The organism is Brevibacillus sp. BD137 (genome assembly GCF_041644655.1).
Taxonomy (GTDB): domain Bacteria; phylum Bacillota; class Bacilli; order Brevibacillales; family Brevibacillaceae; genus Brevibacillus; species Brevibacillus brevis_D.
On record NZ_JAOTNO010000014.1, the window covers coordinates 1 to 18,361 of the forward strand.

Genomic DNA, 18,361 nt, shown 5'->3' on the forward strand with positions numbered 1-18,361 from the left:
CCAATAAAGTTTGTTACTGGTTCAAAGCTAGCAAATCTTTTAATGATAGACTCATTAACGCTTTCGCTGTTCAGTTTTCAAAGAGCATATCGTTCTTTTCTTTCGTCGTTAACGCTTGTGGCGCCGACCTTTTAAACTATATCAGATCTTCTTTTGAAAATCAAGGGTTATTTTTAGAAGTTCGAAGTTTTTTTCATTCTCTCTAAAATTCCCTTCAAAAGCGACAAGAGTTATCATACCAAGCCGTAAGAAAAAACGCAAGCATTATTACCTAGAATTTTATCCCATCCCCTGTTCATCCAGAGCAGAAAGCAATTCTCCCATAGAATGAATAACAATTCGCGGCATGAAAAGCTCCGGAAGCTCTAATAATAATGGGTTCTTGCACTCCCTCCTCCACTTCTCCAAGCAAAACAAGGGCATTCCGTGATCATTTACACGCATCTGCGGTTGGAGCTTCAGCAATTCCTCTGGCAAATTTCGCTCAATTAAAATAGAGGTTACATGACTGCGGTTAGCAAGTTGAACGTCATGATCCAAACGATCTCCTACATGAGCAATTACTTCTCCCTGCAGTTTTTGCAAAATAGCTGGATCAGGTTTGCCTGTACCAGCTCGTTCTGGCGTAATGATCTCATCAAAGTATTCCAGCAAGCCTAATGCTTCCATTACTGGTGCCTGAAACTTGTAAAAACCATTAGTGACCACCGCTAAAGAAAAGCCCCGCTTCTTTATCTCCTCGAGCATCTGGAGTATTCCATCCTCGAGCAACTTAACCTTGGGCATTACAGAGTATTTCCGAACCAGCGATTCAATATCAAGCATTTTTTCTATACTCCATGCATCGCATCTACTAGCGAGGATATCATCCCAATCATACGCTTCTACATAGCGTTTTTGGGACATACGCTGCTCATGCTCGGCTACCATTTCAGAAACAATGTCATGCTCTCTCCCCAATTGACCAGTGATCACACGCGCTATCTCTGGAAATACCCACGCTCCAAACGGGTTTTGCATCAAGGTTCCATCCAGATCAAAGCTAATCCAGCGCTTACTCATTTTATCACCCCCGACGTCAGTCCTCCGATAAATTGCTTGGAAGCATTGAAATAGTCAAACACTCCGTGTCGCACTCCCCAAATAGTGTAAGCGCGCCTAACGGAATGGTGCTAAATTTTTGCTCTTTCAAAAGATCAGCAGGTAAATAAAAAGAGACAGACGATTTGTCTGCCTCTCTTTGAAGAAAACGGCGAGCCGCTTTCTTACATCATGCCCATACCGCCCATGCCACCCATATCTGGCATGCCCATAGGAGCTTTGTTTTCTTCTGGTTTGTCAGCAATTACTGCTTCTGTAGTCAGGAACATAGCCGCTACAGATGCAGCGTTGGACAGAGCGGAGCGAGTAACTTTCGCTGCGTCAACGATACCAGCCTCGAGCATGTTTACATACTCTTCAGTTGCAGCGTTGAAGCCGATGCCCACTGCTTCTTTTTTCAGACGCTCTACGATTACAGAACCTTCGAGTCCTGCGTTCGCAGCGATTTGACGAACTGGCTCTTCCAGGGAACGGAGTACGATTTGTACACCTACAGCCTCTTCGCCACCTACATTGATCGCTTCAACCGCTTTGATTGCGTTGATCAAAGTAGTACCACCACCAGGTACGATACCTTCTTCTACTGCTGCGCGAGTAGAGTTCAGAGCGTCCTCGATGCGGAGTTTTTTCTCTTTCAGTTCGGTTTCAGTAGCTGCACCGACTTTGATTACTGCTACACCGCCAGCCAATTTAGCCAGACGCTCTTGCAGTTTTTCACGATCGAAATCGGAAGTAGTATCTTCGATTTGTTGACGGATTTGGGTTACGCGGCCCTCGATGGAAGCTTTGTCGCCAGCACCTTCAACAACAGTTGTGTTTTCTTTTGTAACCACGATTTTGCCAGCGCGGCCCAGTTGCTCCAGCTTAGTGGATTTCAGGTCCAGACCCAGCTCTTCTGTGATTACTTCGCCGCCAGTCAGAGCAGCGATGTCTTGCAGCATAGCTTTGCGGCGGTCGCCGAAGCCAGGAGCTTTAACCGCTACAGCTGTGAAGGTACCACGCAGTTTGTTCACTACGAGAGTAGCGAGCGCTTCGCCTTCAACATCTTCAGCGATGATCAGGAGTGGTTTGCCGCTTTGTACAACTTGCTCGAGTACAGGCAGAACTTCCTGGATGTTGGAGATTTTTTTGTCAGTGATCAGGATGTAAGGGTTGTTCAGAACCGCTTCCATCTTGTCAGTGTCAGTGATCATGTAAGGGGAAGCGTAGCCACGGTCAAATTGCATACCTTCTACTACTTCCAGCTCTGTTACGAATCCTTTGGATTCTTCAACAGTGATTACGCCATCTTTGCCCACTTTTTCCATTGCTTCAGCGATCAGGTTACCTACTTCTGGATCGTCAGCGGAAATAGCAGCTACTTGCGCGATAGAGGATTTGTTCTCAACCGGCTTCGCGATGGATTTGATTTCTTCTACAGCTGCACGAACTGCTTTTTCCATACCGCGACGGATAACCATTGGGTTAGCGCCGGCAGTTACGTTTTTCAGACCTTCACGGATCATAGCTGCAGCAAGTACAGTTGCAGTTGTTGTACCGTCACCAGCGATATCGTTGGTTTTGGTAGCAACTTCTTTAACCAGTTGCGCACCCATGTTTTCGTAAGCGTCTTCCAGCTCGATTTCTTTCGCGATGGTTACTCCGTCGTTGGTGATCAATGGAGAACCGAATTTTTTCTCAAGAACCACATTACGGCCTTTTGGACCGAGGGTTACTTTAACCGCATTTGCCAAAGTTTCAACACCGCGCAGCATGGAGCGGCGAGCGTCTTCAGAGAATTTGACTTGTTTAGCCATCTAAACTCAACCTCCTGTTATGTGTTTATTCGTTCGACTTCCTATGTCAAGAGCCTTAACCGATGATCGCGAGGATATCGGATTCGCGCAGCACGAGGTATTCGTTGTTGTCTACCTTTACTTCAGTACCAGCGTATTTGGAGAAGATTACTTTATCGCCTTCTTTTACTTCCAAAGCGATGCGCTCACCGTTGTCAGCAACACGGCCAGAACCTACTGCGATTACGCGGCCTTCTTGCGGTTTTTCCTTTGCAGAATCAGGCAAAACGATACCGCTTGCAGTCGTTTCGTCTTTGGAGATAGCTTCGATTACCACACGGTCACCCAATGGCTTAAGCACTAAAAACACCCTCCTCAAAAAATGTAGGTAAACAATATTTCTGTTGTTAGCACTCGACTGTTATGAGTGCTAACACCCAATTCCTATAATAATGAATCACTATGTACTTTGCAAGTAGTTTCCCTCACTTTTTTCCATTTGCAACTGCTTGACTACTCTTCCTCCTATTAAATTGTATTCTCTAGCAAGAAGGTTCTAGTATTCGGACACGCTCATATAAATGAAACATAGAATCAGGCAAGCTCACCAAGGAGGGAATTGTTCCATGCACAAATGGCTCTGGATTGGCTTAATTGCCCTGGGAGTCTTCGGAATCAGCCGTCTCTTCACTTCGGATACTACTTCCTTTATACGGGTCAATCTTAACCCAGCCTCTATCTATTGGGATGGCCGAGAAATCGTCGCAAGCGAAAAGCCCGGGTACTACATGGAGGAAGGCAAGGAAATACCAGCTTCCCTCGAATACGAAGGAACACTATATGTACCTCTGTCCATGATCAGTCGCCACTTGAATAAGCCTATCGGGTGGGATGAAGCTTCCCAAAGCGCTTGGGTCGGTCAACCTCCCGTATTCTCCGTTGGACAGCCTGAAAAACAGAATACACCCGATGCAGTCCCTGCCTCTCTGACGCTTCCCCAAAAGCCCGCAACCGTCAAACCACCTGCAGCACCCGTTCGAGAGGAGAAGCCTAACACGATTTTTGACATCGCTCTCGGCATGTCTTCTGAGGAAGTACACAAACGGTTAGGTGAGCCTGCCCGTAAAGAGCCAAGCAGTCTCGGCTATCAATGGTGGGTGTACAATCACGAGCCTGCCCGATACATTCAAGTCGGCATCGCAAATGACAAAGTCGTCGATGTGTACTCGCTCGCTCCTACAGCAAAGCTCGGAAACATCGGAGTCGGCACCAGCCAGCAATCACTTGAGCGTCAATTGGCTGTACAAAACATCGTTTCTTTCTCTTTTCAAGGGGCACAACTCCAAATAACCAATCAAAAGCAGCAACGCCCTCTCGTCATGAAAGATGGCACCCCCTACATTTATTACTTGGACAAGCAGAATGGCAACAAGGTCACTGCTGTACGTATGATGGATACGCAAATGCTGTTGCGCGGCAGTTTTTACGAAACGAAGTGGACCTATCAAGGTCAAGCACCCAATTTTGATCCCCCACCGCTTCGAGTTGGCGAACGAGAAAAGGTCAATGCTGCATCTGAGCGCCAAATCCTCGATCTGGTCAATGTCTCCCGCTACCGATACAAGCTTCCGCCCCTTCAATGGAATGAAAAGGCTGCCGATGTGGCACGCAAACACAGCATGGACATGGAGAGTAACAATTTCTTCGATCACATCTCTGCGACGACTGGGAGTAATCCATTTGACCGCATGAAAAGTGCCTCTCTCGCTTATAGCATGGCCGGAGAGAATATTGCAGCAGGCTATACGGATGCCATCGAAGTCCATGAGGGCTGGATGAACAGTCCAGGCCATCGCAAAAACGTACTCGAAAAAGGCTTCACCCAATTAGGAGTGGGCGTATATACAGACTACTTCACCCAAACCTTCCTCACTCCCAATAAATAATCGAAAAGCCCGGTCTCGTCGCTTTTTATGGACGACCGGGCTTGTTCTTGCAAAAGCAAGTGCCACTTTACGGCAATTTCACCTGTTTCCTCAAGTCGTCAACCTTTTCGATAAACTCCACAACGACCGTTTCATATTCCTTCGTATGCAGAATCAGCCACGGACGACGCTCCCCTTTTTTGGGCATGATGACAAACATCTCTGCAATCATCGCATCGAGATTAGCGGATTTTAGCTTTATCGGCTTTGGAGGGACTAGTGGAATTTTTACGATCATGGCGGAATCCAAGGATGGATTAAACTCCAAGACCCTCCCGCTCACACTTTGCAAAATTTGCTTGGCTTCCTCCTGAAATCCAGTTGTATTTTCAAAGCTAGCCACAACGCGCTGCTTGTCCGTATCAAAGAGTTCAATAGGCTCCCCCAGCCCAGCGGCATTTGCAGTACTCCCAGAAAAAAGCAACGCCAAACATACGATTAGCCGCCACATATTCAGCACCTCCCGGATCATAACGTCCGTAGTATTTCCCGATTTCTGCCAGAATACCAAAAAAGCCCTCTGCCACTCAGGACAGAAGACTTTTCTCATGCTCGTTATTGAACAGGTTCGTTTGTTTCCAAACCGCCGTATTCTTGTTCCCACGCTTCTTGTTCTTTTAATTGCTTGCGATAAACAATCCGGGATAGCCAAATGCTCAGCTCGTACAAAAGCAGCAAAGGGATGGTCACGAGAATATCACTAACAATCTCTGGAGGCGTCAAGGTAATCCCGACGACAGCCAATGCAAAGTAAGCGTAGCGTCGTGCCTTTGCCAGCCTCATTGGATTGAGGATTCGCAGTCTCGTCAGGAACATAACGATAATCGGCAGCTGGAACAGTATCCCGAACGGAATGACCATATTAAACATGAAGCCAAAGTATTGCGCGATTCCGTAGTTCGGGTCTGCGCCCATCGATGCTGTAATACCGGTCATAAACTGCATGACCATCGGAAAAACGACGTAGTAGCCAAACAAGACACCAATGATAAACAAAAAACAAGCCGCCGGGATAAAGTAAAGTGTCCCGCGCTTTTCCTGTTCTTCCAGCCCTGGCGAAACAAAACGCCAAACGTGATAAAGTGCTACAGGCAGTGTGATGACAGCACCCACTAGGAAGGCAACCTGCATGTAAACACGAAGTGCGTCTGACGGATGCAACGAGACAATGGGCACGCCATCCGCAATCGGTTCTTGCTTTAAATAATCCACAAGTGGACCGGCGAGGAAAAAACCGACGATCAATGCGACAATAAACACGGCCAGCACCCATATGATGCGCTTGCGAAGTTCCGTCAGGTGTTCTACCAATGTCATTTCCTGATCCTTCATGGTAACCACCAACCTTACCTGTTACGCGTTCTTCTGCTCTTTTTCCAATTGCAGGCGCTCTTGCTCCAGCTTTTCGCGGATTTCTTTTTCCAAGCGTTCACGTTCTATTTTTTCACGAACCTCGCGTTCCATTTTTTCACGAACTTCGCGTTCAATTCTCTCCCGCTCCGCTGCTTCCTTGTCAGCGACAACCGGCGTTGTTTTGGCAAGAGACACTTCTTTGGAAGCTAGCTCCTTGCGCTTTTTCTCCTCATCGTCGTCTTCATCGTCGCTCGTCAGACTACGGGTAGCATTTTTGAATTCTTTCAAAGTATGACCTACCGCACGCCCCAATTCTGGAAGCTTTTTCGGACCAAAAAGCACCAAGGCTAAAACTAAAATTAAGATTAATCCAGGAATCCCGATTGAGCTCATACGTGTTCACTCCTTTTTCTTGTGAAGTCGTTTGCTTTTCGTTATTTGCCAGTCTAACCAGCTAGCACTTTCGTAAACCACCATATCCGAGTCTTGTCATATCAGAAGCTACAATTCGCTCCCCAGCTAAAATGCGAGGCAAAAATACATCAAAGGAAGTAAACGTTTCATGCATGACCGCTCCCGGCAATCCGAGAATCGGTACTTCGCCTTTATAAGCAACCATCAGCATGGAGCCCGGCAGCATCGGCGTACCGTAGCGCACTACTTCTGCTCCTACTCCTGCAATCGCTCCAGGCGTTCGGTCATCTGGATCGACAGACATGCCCCCCGTGACCAGGATCAGATCGACCCCTTCATCAAGGAACGATTGAATCTGCTGTTCGATCGCTTCCTTGTCATCTGGCGCAAAACGCTGGTCTACGACAGTAGAACCAAGAGCTTCCACCTTGTTTCGAATCACAGGACCGAACTTGTCTGCGATCCTGCCAGAGAAAATTTCTCCCCCTGTCGTAACAAGTCCCACTCTTTTATCCTGAAACGTTTTTACTTGTACAATCGGTTCGTCAAACTGTTTGGCCAGTTGCTCCAGCTCGATGATTCGAGACTCTTCCATAATTAACGGGATGATTCTCGTAGCCGCCAATGTATGCCCCGGATGCACGACCTGATCTCCATAAATCGTGGAGAACGCAATTCCTTCGAGCTGGTTCAACGCATGGACAGCTTCCTCGTTGATTTTGGCTAAACCTGTTCTTGAGGCCTTCATCGATACTTTGCCCTCATAAGGAGGCGTCAAGGTCAAGCCAGGTCCGGAAACAGCCTTCGCGATACGAATGCCCGCTTCTTCCTCATGGATGTAGCCTTCTGGCATCTCCAGCACGTAAATATGCTCTTTGCCAATGGACAACAGTGGCTCAATATCCGCCTCGGTGACAACATGTCCTTTTTTGAACAAGCGTCCTTTGAATTCTCCAGGCAAAATTTGCGTCATATCGTGAGGAAGCATCATGCCGATCGCTTCACGCACTGGCACTTCCCGCATTTGAGGTTTTTCTACCAATGCAATCCTCCCCAATCTTCGTTTGCTTCTCCCGTGCCTTGCAAAATGTGCAAAGCGTCGGACAGCATATCGCCAATCGCATTAAAACAGATTTCTACGCCTTTCGGATTGCCAGGGAGGTTGATAATCAACGAATTCCCCCTCGTTCCCGCAACTGCACGGGTCAGCATCGCCCGGCGGGATTGCTTCAAACCAGCACGGCGCATTTCTTCAGCCAAGCCGGGGACTGGTCTGTCAATGACCCACGCTGTCACTTCTGGCGTAACGTCACGCGGGCTAAGTCCCGTTCCCCCAGTAACAATCAACAGATCGCATTTTTCGCGGTCTACGAGCTCAATCATATGTTCTTGCAAATCTTCCATATCATCACTAACGGCACGGTATACAGCGACATCTACTTGAAGCCATTCCCTTGTCAGATGACGAACGATTGGCATACGATCGTCCACACGATCTCCTCTGGCAATCGAATCACTTGCAGAAATAACGCCTACCTTCCATTTGCTCACGATACATTCCTCCGGTTTCTCATTCGATAGTATTGTACACTTTTCTGTAAAAAACGTCTCGTCGTTTTTCCTTGGCGGATAGCACCATTCGCAACAGAAGAAGGCATGTAAAAGCTACTGACACAAAACATTCAAAAATGCAGAAGACCTTTTTCGGTGACAACTGCATCTAGCAAAACATCATGAGTCTCTAAGGGTACATGCTCCACAACCTGAATAGAGAAGCCGACTCCAACCAAGAACGGGAGCTTTTTCAGCGTTGCCAGAAAGCGATCATAATAACCACCACCATATCCCATACGTCCCCCCTTGCTGTCAAAAGCAACGCCGGGAACAATGATCGCATCCAGGTGTGATACGTCCGCTTCCTCTGCCAGGGCAGGATCTGGCTCCCAAATCCCGTAGACTCCCTGCTTTAGCATGTCCGTTCCTGTATACCGATAGGGAATGAGACGTCTCTCGGCAACGTTTGTGAGCGGCAGCCATATGTCTTGGCCTCGCTTTTTTGCCTCATGTAGAAAGGGCAGAATATCCAGCTCATCGCCAAAAGGATGGAAAGCCATGATTGCTTTGGCATCAGTCAGCCTTTCATGAGACAGCAAATGCTCGCATACCTCTCTGGAAAGCTGCTCCCGTTCCTTTACTGACATGGACTTGCGCCTCTCCAAAATATGGCTTCGCAGCTGTTTTTTATTCGTTTTTTGGTCCATGACAACCTCTACCCTCTTTCGTATCGTGCATGGGACATTCCCACGAGGCTTGTCCCATGCGCTCTCTCTAGGCTACACTGGCATTAGTATATAAAGAGGTGAATCCGATGATTTTGCTACAAGCTGAACATATAGAAAAAACATATGGTATCGAAACCATTCTACAAGACATCTCCCTGCAAATTCAAACCGGGGAAAGGGTTGGTCTGGTTGGCGTAAACGGTGCAGGCAAATCGACTCTAATGAAGATCCTCGCCGGCGAGCTAAGCTACGACAAAGGAATTATCCGCATTCCAAAGGATGTTACACTCGGGTATTTGGCACAAAACAGCGGCCTTGAATCGGAACGATCGATTTGGGATGAGTTGTTGAGTGTTTTTTCCCATCTACAAAAGGAAGAGCTGGAGCTTCGTGAGCTCGAAGCCAAAATGGGCGATCCCGCTATTCTCGCTGATGAGAAGCGTTACCAGCAACTGTTGGAAAATTACTCCCTCCGCTCGGAGGCCTTTAAGGAAAAAGGCGGATACAGCTACGAAGGCGCGATTCGCGGGGTTTTGCACGGTCTGCGCTTTGCGGACTTCGATTACACGACGCCAATCCGCACATTGAGCGGTGGACAAAAGACACGTCTGGCACTCGCCAAGCTGCTGCTCCAATCTCCGACTATTCTTCTGCTCGATGAGCCGACGAACTACCTGGACATCGAGACACTGACTTGGCTAGAGACGTATTTGCAAAACTATCAGGGCGCCATTCTCGTAGTTTCCCATGACCGTTACTTTTTGGACAAGCTCGTGACCGTTGTCTATGAAATCGAACGGACACGCGCTACTCGCTATGTCGGTAACTACAGCCGCTTCCTCGATGAAAAGGCGGCTCGTCTCGAACAGGATTTGAAGCGATTCGAAAAGCAGCAGGAAGAGATCGCCAAGCTGGAGGATTTCATCGCGCGAAACATTGCTCGAGCTACGACGACCAAACGAGCACAAAGCCGACGGAAGACATTGGAAAAGCTAGACCGATTGGACAAGCCAATCATGAACAACAAATCCGTCCACTTCTCTTTTGATGTAGCGAAAATGAGCGGTACTATTGTGATGAAAGCAAACAACGTCGCGATTGGTTACCCGGATGCTGTCCTTTCTCAGGGTCTTACGTTTGAAATCGAGCGCGAAGAGCGTGTGGCCTTGGTCGGTCCCAATGGTATCGGGAAATCGACACTGTTAAAAACGATCGTGGAACAGTTGCCTAAGCTGCGCGGCGATATTCATTTCGGGAGCAATGTAACGATCGGGTACTACGACCAGGAGCATCGTAACCTGAACGAACGGAATACAGTGCTCGGCGAAATTTGGGATGAATATCCGAATATGTTGGAAAAGGAAGTCCGCACCCTGCTCGGCAACTTTTTATTTAGCGGTGATGATGTACAAAAGAAGATCAGCGACCTGTCTGGTGGAGAGCGTGCACGCGTCTCTCTGGCAAAGCTCATGCTGAAGCAAGCAAACTTCCTGATCTTCGACGAGCCGACGAACCACTTGGATATTTTCAGCAAGGAAGTGCTCGAGAATGCCCTCTACGATTATCCGGGTACGATCCTGTTCGTCTCCCATGACCGTTACTTCTTAAACAAGATTGCCACCCGCGTCCTAGAGCTGACAGGTGATGGCGTGACCAGCTATTTGGGTAACTACGATTACTTCGTGGAGAAAAAGCAGGAGCTGGAAGAGCTCGCAGCCGAACAAGCAGCGTTGCCCGCAAAAAAACAAGGCGGTACCGCAACGGCACAGCCTGAGAAATCCTCTTATGAGCTGGATAAGGAAGCAAAACGTCGCGAGCGTCAACGTCAGCGCCGATTGGAAGAGATTGAGGTCACGATTCAAAAACGAGAGGCTGACATTGTCAAATGGGAAGAAGAGCTTTGTCTCCCGGAAATTTATAGTGATCATGTACAGGCAAAAGAACGCAACGATCAAATTCATGCTGCCAAACAAGAATTGGAGCAGTTGTATGACGAGTGGAGCGCGCTATCAGAAGAGTAGTCCCGTCTTCAGAGTAGTCCCGTCTTCACGTAGAACAGCGCTCTTGTGCAGGCTCCTCCAAGGCGGCATAGAGAGCAGGAACCACCAGAAAGGTAATGCAGGTAGCTGCTGTGACGATGCCTGAGTCATTGAGAAACAGCCCAGCCAGTGCACCCACAATGACACCAGCAAAGCCTTTAACCAAGTATGGCGTGTCCTTCGCCAGATGGTGCAAAAAGCGGTCGTTTTTCAAGGTGAGAACGCCTAGTGCAATCAGTGAGACGACAAATGCTTTGCTCCAAATGGAAACGCGAATCAAGCGGAGATTCATCGCCAGTTTTCGTTCAATCATCTGCCCTACCTCGGCCCATTCCCCATGTACAATCTGCTCGGAAAGACGTCCGACATGAGTCAAGGGTTGATCTGACATGAGACTGATCGCCATCAAACCGCATACACCCATAACCAGGCCGCCTGCAAACAGCAGGAGGCCTTTTTTGCCAATTCGCCAGCCCTCAAGCCGTGACAATGCCACGGTAAATCCGATCAGCCCCGCAAGAAAACCGCCTGCGTCCGTTCCCAGGCTCGGTGCCACCATGTAATAAAGCACGACACTGTATATGGCTGCGGAGACAGCAGGCAACCATTTCTGTTCCCGACGTAGCTCCTTTTGTCCTCCGGTCATTCTCTCGTATAGCGAAGCCACAAGCATGATTGTGCTGCCGATCAGGACCCCTTCGTATTCATTTCCTAGCCCGTAAAACCTCGCTCCGATTACCGGATCATACCCGAGATACGATTGCCGCATCAAATGAGCACCCGTCCATCCGTCCACCAGCAGAATGGCTGTCGTCACTCCGCTAACTGTCATCACGATTCGCGGGAGAGCGTGGGTTTCCTGCCAAAAAGCCGCGATCAAGGCAGTCATGATGAGCCCTCCCAAGACAACCGCGCCGGAAACCTGCCAGTCGAGCAGGCTCTCCGCCAAAAGCAATGCGGGAAACCATAATAAAGCCAGCAGCGCAAGTCGTATTCCTCTACGAAGCCGCAAAAGTCCTGACCCTTCTCTCTTCCGCCCAAACCACCAAAGGACAACCGCACACCCTACAATGACAATCTGCAGCATGACGTAGGTATAGAGCACTGCTGGCCTTGTTGCATATGTATGATGAATCTTGCCTACCTGATTCTGAAGGGCAGTGAGACCATTCCCTTTTTCGATACGTATGACATGACCAGCCAACCCTTTTGGTACGGGTACGTCCAGCCAAGACAGTATAGTTGGCACCATATCGAGTCCACTGACTAATCCCGACTGCCTCGTGGTAGCGGAGGTCAAAACTCCATTCGCTTTCTCTCCCCAAATGAACACGGGAGTTAAGAGAGTCTTTTCTTTTGTCGCCACATGATTAACAGCTGGTGATGCCAATACAATGTGTTGATGTGGTTTACGTTTCTCAAGGAGTTGGTCAAGGAAAAAGGACAAGTCACGTAAAGCGCGCTGATACTGCTGGGTAAACTGGCCTTGGTCCATATCCGCACTCAACTGGTATAACCGGTTTAAATCTGAGAGCTGAGCAATAATCAAGCCCGCTTGATGTTCGCTGTGGATTTTCTCAAGCAGGTACGTGTAGTTTGTCTTGATCCCGTACGGATAGCCACGAAGGAGCTGCATGCTTTTTGCCGAAATGTCCCCTGTCGGAACCCTTCCTTGCTGATCCATCGCAAACAGAACGGCATGTCTTAGTCGGATATCCTCATAGTCACCGTTTCCGTATAAAGCGACCTGAATGTTGTTTGCAGCAAGCACGGTCCCAAGAAGCCCGATTTGCGCAGAATATGGTTTCTCCCGATTATCTGCCAAGAGCCGGAAAATACCCGGAAAAATGATCGAGGAGCGCGCCACCTCCTGCGCTTCATCACCGCCTAGCTCTTGCGCCCTTTCACCGGCTGTTTCCCTGGACGAGAGCGCCTCAAACGGATGATAGCCTGTCCCGCTCCTTTCAGAGTAAAGCGCTTGACCGCCGCTCCCCATGAGCAGGTAGCCGTTTGCGGCCGTGCGCGATCCGGGTGTTCGTATGGACAGAGCCCCAGCTCCTGCACCATCCAACCATTTATCCACAGTAGATAACTTTTTGAGCTGCTCCAGATCATGAAACGACAGCCCCTCCACAAACAGCATGATGACCTGCTGTTTTTCCTTTGCTACCAACGGTTTTCCTATATTTGTAGCTAGAAACAATATCAGGAATGACAAGCAAATCAGCGCGAGTTTCTTTCTCACGAGACTCCCTCCTGTTGATAACTCGACTTTTTTATCCACATTTTCCACAGAACAATCCACAGAGTATATGCGGTTTTCCCGGTCATTTTCTCGTGTTATCACCAGTATTCACAGGAGTACATGTGAACAATCCAGAAAGTTATCCTATGATGTGGATAAATCGGCGGACAGTCTAAACTCTTGTGGGCGTAGGCCGAAGCGTAGACTGGAAATGCGCTTCTTCCCCCCACCTACAGCCGCTCGTTTAAACAAATAAAAAAAGCATCTCCGACTCAACCTCAGAGATGCTTTTCATCCATTCACTCTATTGCTCAGAAAGCGACAAGCTTGGGACCCCGTTCAAATCAAGCCCCTCAAACTGTCCTTTTTCATACTTGATAAAGCCTGCTGCCGCAATCATCGCAGCGTTGTCTGTGCATAGCGAGAACGGTGGGATCACCAACGGTATTCCTTCTGCCTCGCACCTTGCCTGCAACCGCTCACGCAATCCGCGATTCGCCGCAACGCCCCCAGCCAGTAAAACCTGCTTCGCTCCATGCGAACGGGCTGCCCGAATCGTCTTTTCTACGAGCACTTCTGTTACAGAATCTTGGAAGCTCGCCGCCAGATTCGCCGGTTCGATCGTCTCTCCTCGCTGTGCTGCATTGTGCAAGGTATTGAGCACAGCTGATTTCAAGCCACTGAAGCTGAAATCGTAGGAATCTGGCGCAAGCCATGAACGAGGGAGTGGTACATTTGCCTCCCCTTCATGCGCGAGGCGATCAATATGAGGTCCACCTGGATATGGCATATTCAGCGCTCGTGCTACTTTGTCGTAGGCTTCCCCTGCAGCGTCGTCGCGCGTTTCCCCCAAAATCTCGAACTGACCATGCTCCTTCATCCAGACAAGCTCCGTATGCCCGCCCGATACGACGAGTGCGATCAGCGGAAACTCCATTTCTTGCACCAGACGATTCGCGTAAATATGACCCGCGATATGATGGACTCCAATTAGCGGGATGCCTCTAGCCATGGAAATGGCTTTTGCTGCTGCCACGCCAACTAACAGGGCTCCGACAAGCCCAGGCCCGTACGTCACCGCAATTGCCTGGATGTCATCCAACGTTTTCCCAGCCTCGGTCAGAGCCTCTTCGATGGTAAGCGTAATATTCTCTACATGTCTGCGAGAAGCCACCTCGGGCACGACTCCGCCAAACCTTTTATGGATATCGGCTTGGGAAGCGATGACGTTCGACAGAACCTCTCGGCCATCAAGAATGACAGCAGCAGATGTCTCGTCGCAGCTTGTTTCAATTCCTAAAATATAAGTAGGAGCACCTGATTCCATATGTGCTTCGTATTTTTGCTGTATGCGCTTCTCGTAGCGCGACGTATACGTCTTGTTCATTACAATGTCACCCACATAATGATTGCGTCCTCATTGTTATCCGAATAATATCTCTTGCGTCGCCCATGCTCTTTAAAGCCGAGCTTGATATACATGTTCCGCGCGACTGTGTTCGAAGGTCGCACTTCCAGCGTCATGCTATGGGCACCCTGCAGCTTGGCAACACCCATCATTTTGATCATCAGCGCCAATCCAACCTTTTTTCCACGATAGAGTGGATGGACGGCGATATTTGTAATATGTGCCTCATCGATCACGATCCACATGCCGCAGTAAGCGATAATTCTATTTTGGTGAGCGACGACTACATAGCGTGCATTTGGATTTCTCGTCAGCTCGTTGACAAATGCATCATGCGGCCATGGAGTTGTAAAAGCCAAGCGTTCCAGCTCTGCCACAGCCCCAACGTCCTGCATCGTCATATAACGATATTCCAAATCGATTGGTTGACTCATGCTTTTACTCCTTTACGGCCCCCGCCTGCTTTTGGGCAAGCCACTTCGCTTCTGCTTCTGCCAGTTGCAAATACTCTGGAACTAGTTCATGCGCATTTCCGCCTTCTTGAAGCTTGCGTAGTGCCACATAGCCGATATGGGCAGCACGCGGGTGATTGAACGCTGGAGAAGCAAATTGCGCCTGATCCCCGAGCTCTTGCACAATTGTCTCCCGATGCAGCCTTACATCTTCACCCAAGAACAAGATCGGCTCTCCTTGCGCCAGGTCTCGCAACAGTTGCAGCCATTCTCGCAGCAGGATGATTTGTTCTGTGGACTGCGCTTGCACTGCCTCCATGCCACGGGAACGGTAACAGCCAGTATACACTTGACCTCTGCGCGCATCGAACAGCGGGACAATCAATCCAGAGAAGCCTGTGGCATTCATGGCGATTACCTCCAGACTGGATACACCGATGACTGGCACATTCAGTGACCAAGCCATGCTTTTCGCTGAGGCTACGCCGATTCTCACGCCCGTGTAGGAGCCCGGTCCGTTTGCCACCCCGAAACCACTGAGATCCTCTGGCGCTGTTCCTGTTGCATCGAGCAGTTCACTGACGCAATCCATCAGACGCACGGAATGGTTTTTTTGCTGGTTTGTCGTCATTTCAGCCAAGACTCGCTCTTCCTCTACCACAGCTACACTTAGCACCAGATTCGATGTATCAATCGCCAGTACGCGCATCAAAATCAAACTCCTCACACAATTTCACATAACGATTCCCTTGAGGAACCAGCTCAATCATACGCTGTTCCTCCCCTTCTCTACGCAGGAAGACGGTCATCCGATCTGTCGGCAGGACATCCTCGATCAAAGAGGCCCACTCTACGACACAAACACCTTCGCCAAAAAAGTAATCGTCCAGACCAAGAGAGTCTGGATCATCGCCTACCCGGTAGACATCCATATGATAAAGCGGCAAGCGCCCCTGATATTCTTTTATGATAGTAAAGGTCGGACTGTTCACTACTTGTCGGACTCCTAGTCCTTTGGCCAACCCCTGGGTAAAAGTCGTCTTGCCCGCTCCCAGATCTCCCTCCATCGCGAGGAAGTCGCCTGGTTCAAGCAGACTTGCCAGTTGCTCGGCAAAGCGCTGCGTCTCCTGCGCTCCCGTGAGCCTCCATGTATAGCTCATCTCTTTCATCCACTCCTAAAATGGTTGAATCCCGCTTTGGGCAACGGGAGCTGTTGATCATCGCGCTGAAGCATCAATTCTGGTTCATGCCTTTTTTCTACCACCTCACCGATGACAGTAAACGGTACACCACTAGCGGCAAATTGCTTGCTTACGGCTTCGTAGTGACTTTTCGCAAGCGTTCCGACCAATTGATAATCTTCACCACCATAAAAAGCCCATTCCAGCGGATCTTTCTCTACGTGCCGTGCATACTCCCGAACTTCGTCATGGATCGGTACCGTTGCAGCATCGACCAAAATCGATACGCTACTGGCCTCAGCAATCTCCCACAGCTCTGAGGCAAGTCCATCACTTACATCATTCAGCGCACTGCATGCCCCTGATTCCAGTAGCAGTCTGCCCGCCTTTATTTGGGCAACGGGACGCTGATGGGCATCCATCAATGTCTCCCAAGGTACAGAGACGCCTCTTTCAGCAGTCTCGCCTTGCAGGAGAAGATGTAGTCCTGCTGCGGAAGTTCCGACATGCCCTGTAACAAAAACAAGCTGTCCAGGCTTTGCTTGTGAGCGGCGAATGGCGCGCCCTTTTTCTACCTCACCCAGTACGGTAACACTCAGGTGTAGGGCATCAGGCGCAGAAACGGTATCGCCACCAATGACACGAACTCCATATGCCTGACAAGCCTCGTAAATACCTTCATAGATTTGCTGGCATTCGTCAGGCGTCCATTGCGGACTTACCGCGATACTGACAAGCGCATACCGGGCAACCCCGCCCATCGCTGCTACATCGCTCACATTGCTGATAACAGCCTTATATCCGATATCACGAGGATTCATCGTTTTCTTCAAAAAATGAACCGTCTCCACCATCGCATCGCAGCAGGCCACGACTTCCATTTCTGGCGCTGGGGAGAAGACAGCGGCATCATCCCCTATCCCGACGGTCAAACCGTTCCCTTCCTGCCCCGCAGAACGACTCGTCCATTGCCGGATCAGGGAAAATTCGTCGTGTGCCACTTCAAACGCTCCTTTTCTTCGCGGAAAACATTTTTCGTCTGTTCATTATACCCCTGCTGTCAAAAGACGCGCAAGAAAGCCAACGCCTCTGGCTATTCACATCGTTAGCTCACGCAACAGCAGCTTTCCTTTGCAACGCCCGCAACGATAGCGGCTCGGATTCATCTTTCGTTTGCGTTTGTAGCTCATGCCACATTCCTTGCAAACCAACTCGTAGCGATAAGGCAGGGTCGTCCGGCCACTTCCTACCTGTTGACAGTATCGGCTTCCCCCCACGTGACGCAGAAGCAGTTGAAAATCCCGATCAGCGTGACGATACCCTCTCTTTTCTATGTGCAAATGATAATGGCAAAGCTCATGCTTAATGATCGCAATCAATTCCTCTACCCCATGCTCCTGCAAATGCTTCGGGTTCAATTCAATGTCATGCGAGCGTAGCAAGTACCTTCCGCCAGTCGTGCGCAATCTGCTGTTAAAGCGGGCCTGATGGCGAAAGGGCTTGGCAAAAAATTCGCTGGATATTTGCTCTACCAGCATTTGCAGTTCCGTATCGGTCATCTCATCTCCTCCGCTTCCTTCTTTTCACCATAGCAGTTCCAGTTGAAAAGTTCCAGACAGATAGGCTACACTGAGTGCAAATAAACGGTTGTGACCGTTTATTTGCTGACCGCATGCGGTTATATCCTGTTTAATGAAAAACGTCTAGACGTTTTTCACAAATAAACGGTCATATCTAAACGGTAGACAGAATGGTGGAGGAGCTTATGCGCTATTTGTTGTTGCAGTCCAGTGACGGACTACAGTTTGTCTCGTTGCCCGAAACGCATATGTACCAATTAATCGCTCTATTGAAACGACTTTACAAGGAAATTGACAAATTGACGATCACAGAGCGTCCAGAATTACCTACGGTTCTGGCAGACTGTGCAGATGTGGAGCGGTTAGGAAACGAGCTTTCAATCGTGGATGGTTTGGAGTACGTCAGTGGTCTGGAGCGCCGTTTCGCTGCCTTACAAGAAACCGAGTATCCGCTCATCTCTTTATTAACAGAGATTCGTGCCTTGCAAGCCCAATTGGAGTATTTACATGAAGAAGAAGAGTAAATGAAAATTCTAGGCACCTCCT

The 18,361-nt window shown here is 49.1% G+C and carries 19 protein-coding genes; 3 read left to right on the forward strand and 16 right to left on the reverse strand.

The window, feature by feature from the left end; translation table 11 throughout:
- Positions 1–279: 279 nt before the first annotated feature.
- The 3 genes from ODZ53_RS23725 to groES form a co-directional block, all read right to left on the reverse strand.
- Entirely contained in the window at positions 280–1,062 is a 783-nt protein-coding gene (locus ODZ53_RS23725; protein WP_372680521.1) for an HAD family hydrolase, read from the reverse strand.
- A gap of 203 nt (positions 1,063–1,265) precedes the next feature.
- Entirely contained in the window at positions 1,266–2,897 is a 1,632-nt protein-coding gene (gene groL, locus ODZ53_RS23730; RefSeq protein WP_017246591.1) for a chaperonin GroEL, read from the reverse strand.
- 55 nt (positions 2,898–2,952) lie between these two features.
- Entirely contained in the window at positions 2,953–3,237 is a 285-nt protein-coding gene (gene groES, locus ODZ53_RS23735) for a co-chaperone GroES (protein WP_012684268.1), read from the reverse strand.
- A 265-nt stretch (positions 3,238–3,502) separates the two neighbouring features.
- Between groES and ODZ53_RS23740 the strand changes: the two genes are divergently transcribed.
- The gene (locus ODZ53_RS23740) at positions 3,503–4,822 is read left to right on the forward strand and encodes a CAP-associated domain-containing protein (RefSeq protein ID WP_372680524.1); all 1,320 of its coding nucleotides are present in this window, start codon (positions 3,503–3,505) and stop codon (positions 4,820–4,822) included.
- Between the two features lie 67 nt (positions 4,823–4,889).
- On the opposite strand, the gene ODZ53_RS23745 is transcribed toward ODZ53_RS23740, so the two are convergent.
- The 6 genes from ODZ53_RS23745 to ODZ53_RS23770 all read right to left on the reverse strand — a co-directional run bounded on the left by ODZ53_RS23745 (position 4,890) and on the right by ODZ53_RS23770 (position 8,889).
- Positions 4,890–5,312 carry a hypothetical protein gene (locus tag ODZ53_RS23745; RefSeq protein WP_041749217.1) on the reverse strand — a complete coding sequence of 141 codons (423 nt, stop codon included), beginning with the start codon at positions 5,310–5,312 and terminating at the stop codon, positions 4,890–4,892.
- Positions 5,313–5,416: 104 nt separating this feature from the next.
- Complete coding sequence (gene tatC / locus ODZ53_RS23750; RefSeq protein ID WP_087345491.1) at positions 5,417–6,193, reverse strand: twin-arginine translocase subunit TatC; 777 nt, start codon at positions 6,191–6,193, stop codon at positions 5,417–5,419.
- A gap of 21 nt (positions 6,194–6,214) precedes the next feature.
- Positions 6,215–6,607 (reverse strand): twin-arginine translocase TatA/TatE family subunit, encoded by a 393-nt coding sequence (gene tatA / locus ODZ53_RS23755; protein ID WP_199928167.1) that lies wholly within the window; start codon positions 6,605–6,607, stop codon positions 6,215–6,217.
- Positions 6,608–6,668: 61 nt separating this feature from the next.
- The gene (locus ODZ53_RS23760) at positions 6,669–7,670 is read right to left on the reverse strand and encodes a molybdopterin-binding protein (RefSeq protein ID WP_372680527.1); all 1,002 of its coding nucleotides are present in this window, start codon (positions 7,668–7,670) and stop codon (positions 6,669–6,671) included.
- Entirely contained in the window at positions 7,664–8,179 is a 516-nt protein-coding gene (locus tag ODZ53_RS23765; RefSeq protein ID WP_012684262.1) for a MogA/MoaB family molybdenum cofactor biosynthesis protein, read from the reverse strand. Before ODZ53_RS23765 ends, ODZ53_RS23760 begins: the two co-directional genes overlap by 7 nt.
- Before the next feature lie 131 nt (positions 8,180–8,310).
- Entirely contained in the window at positions 8,311–8,889 is a 579-nt protein-coding gene (locus ODZ53_RS23770; protein WP_372680529.1) for a 5-formyltetrahydrofolate cyclo-ligase, read from the reverse strand.
- 107 nt (positions 8,890–8,996) lie between these two features.
- Between ODZ53_RS23770 and ODZ53_RS23775 the strand changes: the two genes are divergently transcribed.
- Entirely contained in the window at positions 8,997–10,931 is a 1,935-nt protein-coding gene (locus ODZ53_RS23775; protein ID WP_372680531.1) for an ABC-F family ATP-binding cassette domain-containing protein, read from the forward strand.
- A 25-nt stretch (positions 10,932–10,956) separates the two neighbouring features.
- Here the strand turns inward: ODZ53_RS23775 and ODZ53_RS23780 are convergent, their stop codons facing one another.
- From ODZ53_RS23780 to ODZ53_RS23810, 7 genes are all read right to left on the reverse strand, one after another.
- Positions 10,957–13,194: a hypothetical protein gene (locus tag ODZ53_RS23780; RefSeq protein ID WP_372680533.1), complete on the reverse strand. Its 2,238-nt coding sequence runs from the start codon at positions 13,192–13,194 to the stop codon at positions 10,957–10,959.
- Positions 13,195–13,498: 304 nt separating this feature from the next.
- Positions 13,499–14,581 (reverse strand): tRNA (adenosine(37)-N6)-threonylcarbamoyltransferase complex transferase subunit TsaD, encoded by a 1,083-nt coding sequence (gene tsaD / locus ODZ53_RS23785; RefSeq protein ID WP_372680535.1) that lies wholly within the window; start codon positions 14,579–14,581, stop codon positions 13,499–13,501.
- Positions 14,581–15,036 carry a ribosomal protein S18-alanine N-acetyltransferase gene (gene rimI, locus ODZ53_RS23790; protein WP_012684257.1) on the reverse strand — a complete coding sequence of 152 codons (456 nt, stop codon included), beginning with the start codon at positions 15,034–15,036 and terminating at the stop codon, positions 14,581–14,583. The genes tsaD and rimI overlap by 1 nt, the downstream gene beginning before the upstream one ends.
- 4 nt (positions 15,037–15,040) lie before the next feature.
- Complete coding sequence (gene tsaB, locus ODZ53_RS23795; protein WP_372680537.1) at positions 15,041–15,763, reverse strand: tRNA (adenosine(37)-N6)-threonylcarbamoyltransferase complex dimerization subunit type 1 TsaB; 723 nt, start codon at positions 15,761–15,763, stop codon at positions 15,041–15,043.
- On the reverse strand, positions 15,744–16,214 hold the full coding sequence (gene tsaE, locus ODZ53_RS23800; protein WP_007721055.1) for a tRNA (adenosine(37)-N6)-threonylcarbamoyltransferase complex ATPase subunit type 1 TsaE: 471 nt from the start codon (positions 16,212–16,214) through the stop codon (positions 15,744–15,746). The genes tsaB and tsaE overlap by 20 nt, the downstream gene beginning before the upstream one ends.
- A 5-nt stretch (positions 16,215–16,219) precedes the next feature.
- Positions 16,220–17,236: a thiamine-phosphate kinase gene (thiL, locus tag ODZ53_RS23805; protein ID WP_372680539.1), complete on the reverse strand. Its 1,017-nt coding sequence runs from the start codon at positions 17,234–17,236 to the stop codon at positions 16,220–16,222.
- Positions 17,237–17,332: 96 nt separating this feature from the next.
- The gene (locus ODZ53_RS23810) at positions 17,333–17,794 is read right to left on the reverse strand and encodes a SprT family protein (RefSeq protein ID WP_012684253.1); all 462 of its coding nucleotides are present in this window, start codon (positions 17,792–17,794) and stop codon (positions 17,333–17,335) included.
- Positions 17,795–18,000: 206 nt separating this feature from the next.
- On the opposite strand from ODZ53_RS23810, the gene ODZ53_RS23815 reads away from it, so the two are divergent.
- Positions 18,001–18,339: a hypothetical protein gene (locus ODZ53_RS23815; RefSeq protein WP_012684251.1), complete on the forward strand. Its 339-nt coding sequence runs from the start codon at positions 18,001–18,003 to the stop codon at positions 18,337–18,339.
- The last annotated feature ends 22 nt before the right edge of the window (positions 18,340–18,361 follow it).

Coding starts and splice junctions, on each gene's coding strand:
- ODZ53_RS23725 (WP_372680521.1), bottom strand. CDS start 1,062: ATGAGTAAGCGCTGGATTAGCTTTGATCTGGATGGAACCTTGATGCAA.
- groL (WP_017246591.1), bottom strand. CDS start 2,897: ATGGCTAAACAAGTCAAATTCTCTGAAGACGCTCGCCGCTCCATGCTG.
- ODZ53_RS23740 (WP_372680524.1), top strand. CDS start 3,503: ATGCACAAATGGCTCTGGATTGGCTTAATTGCCCTGGGAGTCTTCGGA.
- ODZ53_RS23745 (WP_041749217.1), bottom strand. CDS start 5,312: ATGTGGCGGCTAATCGTATGTTTGGCGTTGCTTTTTTCTGGGAGTACT.
- tatC (WP_087345491.1), bottom strand. CDS start 6,193: ATGAAGGATCAGGAAATGACATTGGTAGAACACCTGACGGAACTTCGC.
- tatA (WP_199928167.1), bottom strand. CDS start 6,607: ATGAGCTCAATCGGGATTCCTGGATTAATCTTAATTTTAGTTTTAGCC.
- ODZ53_RS23770 (WP_372680529.1), bottom strand. CDS start 8,889: ATGGACCAAAAAACGAATAAAAAACAGCTGCGAAGCCATATTTTGGAG.
- ODZ53_RS23775 (WP_372680531.1), top strand. CDS start 8,997: ATGATTTTGCTACAAGCTGAACATATAGAAAAAACATATGGTATCGAA.
- tsaD (WP_372680535.1), bottom strand. CDS start 14,581: ATGAACAAGACGTATACGTCGCGCTACGAGAAGCGCATACAGCAAAAA.
- rimI (WP_012684257.1), bottom strand. CDS start 15,036: ATGAGTCAACCAATCGATTTGGAATATCGTTATATGACGATGCAGGAC.
- tsaB (WP_372680537.1), bottom strand. CDS start 15,763: ATGCGCGTACTGGCGATTGATACATCGAATCTGGTGCTAAGTGTAGCT.
- tsaE (WP_007721055.1), bottom strand. CDS start 16,214: ATGAGCTATACATGGAGGCTCACGGGAGCGCAGGAGACGCAGCGCTTT.
- ODZ53_RS23810 (WP_012684253.1), bottom strand. CDS start 17,794: ATGACCGATACGGAACTGCAAATGCTGGTAGAGCAAATATCCAGCGAA.
- ODZ53_RS23815 (WP_012684251.1), top strand. CDS start 18,001: ATGCGCTATTTGTTGTTGCAGTCCAGTGACGGACTACAGTTTGTCTCG.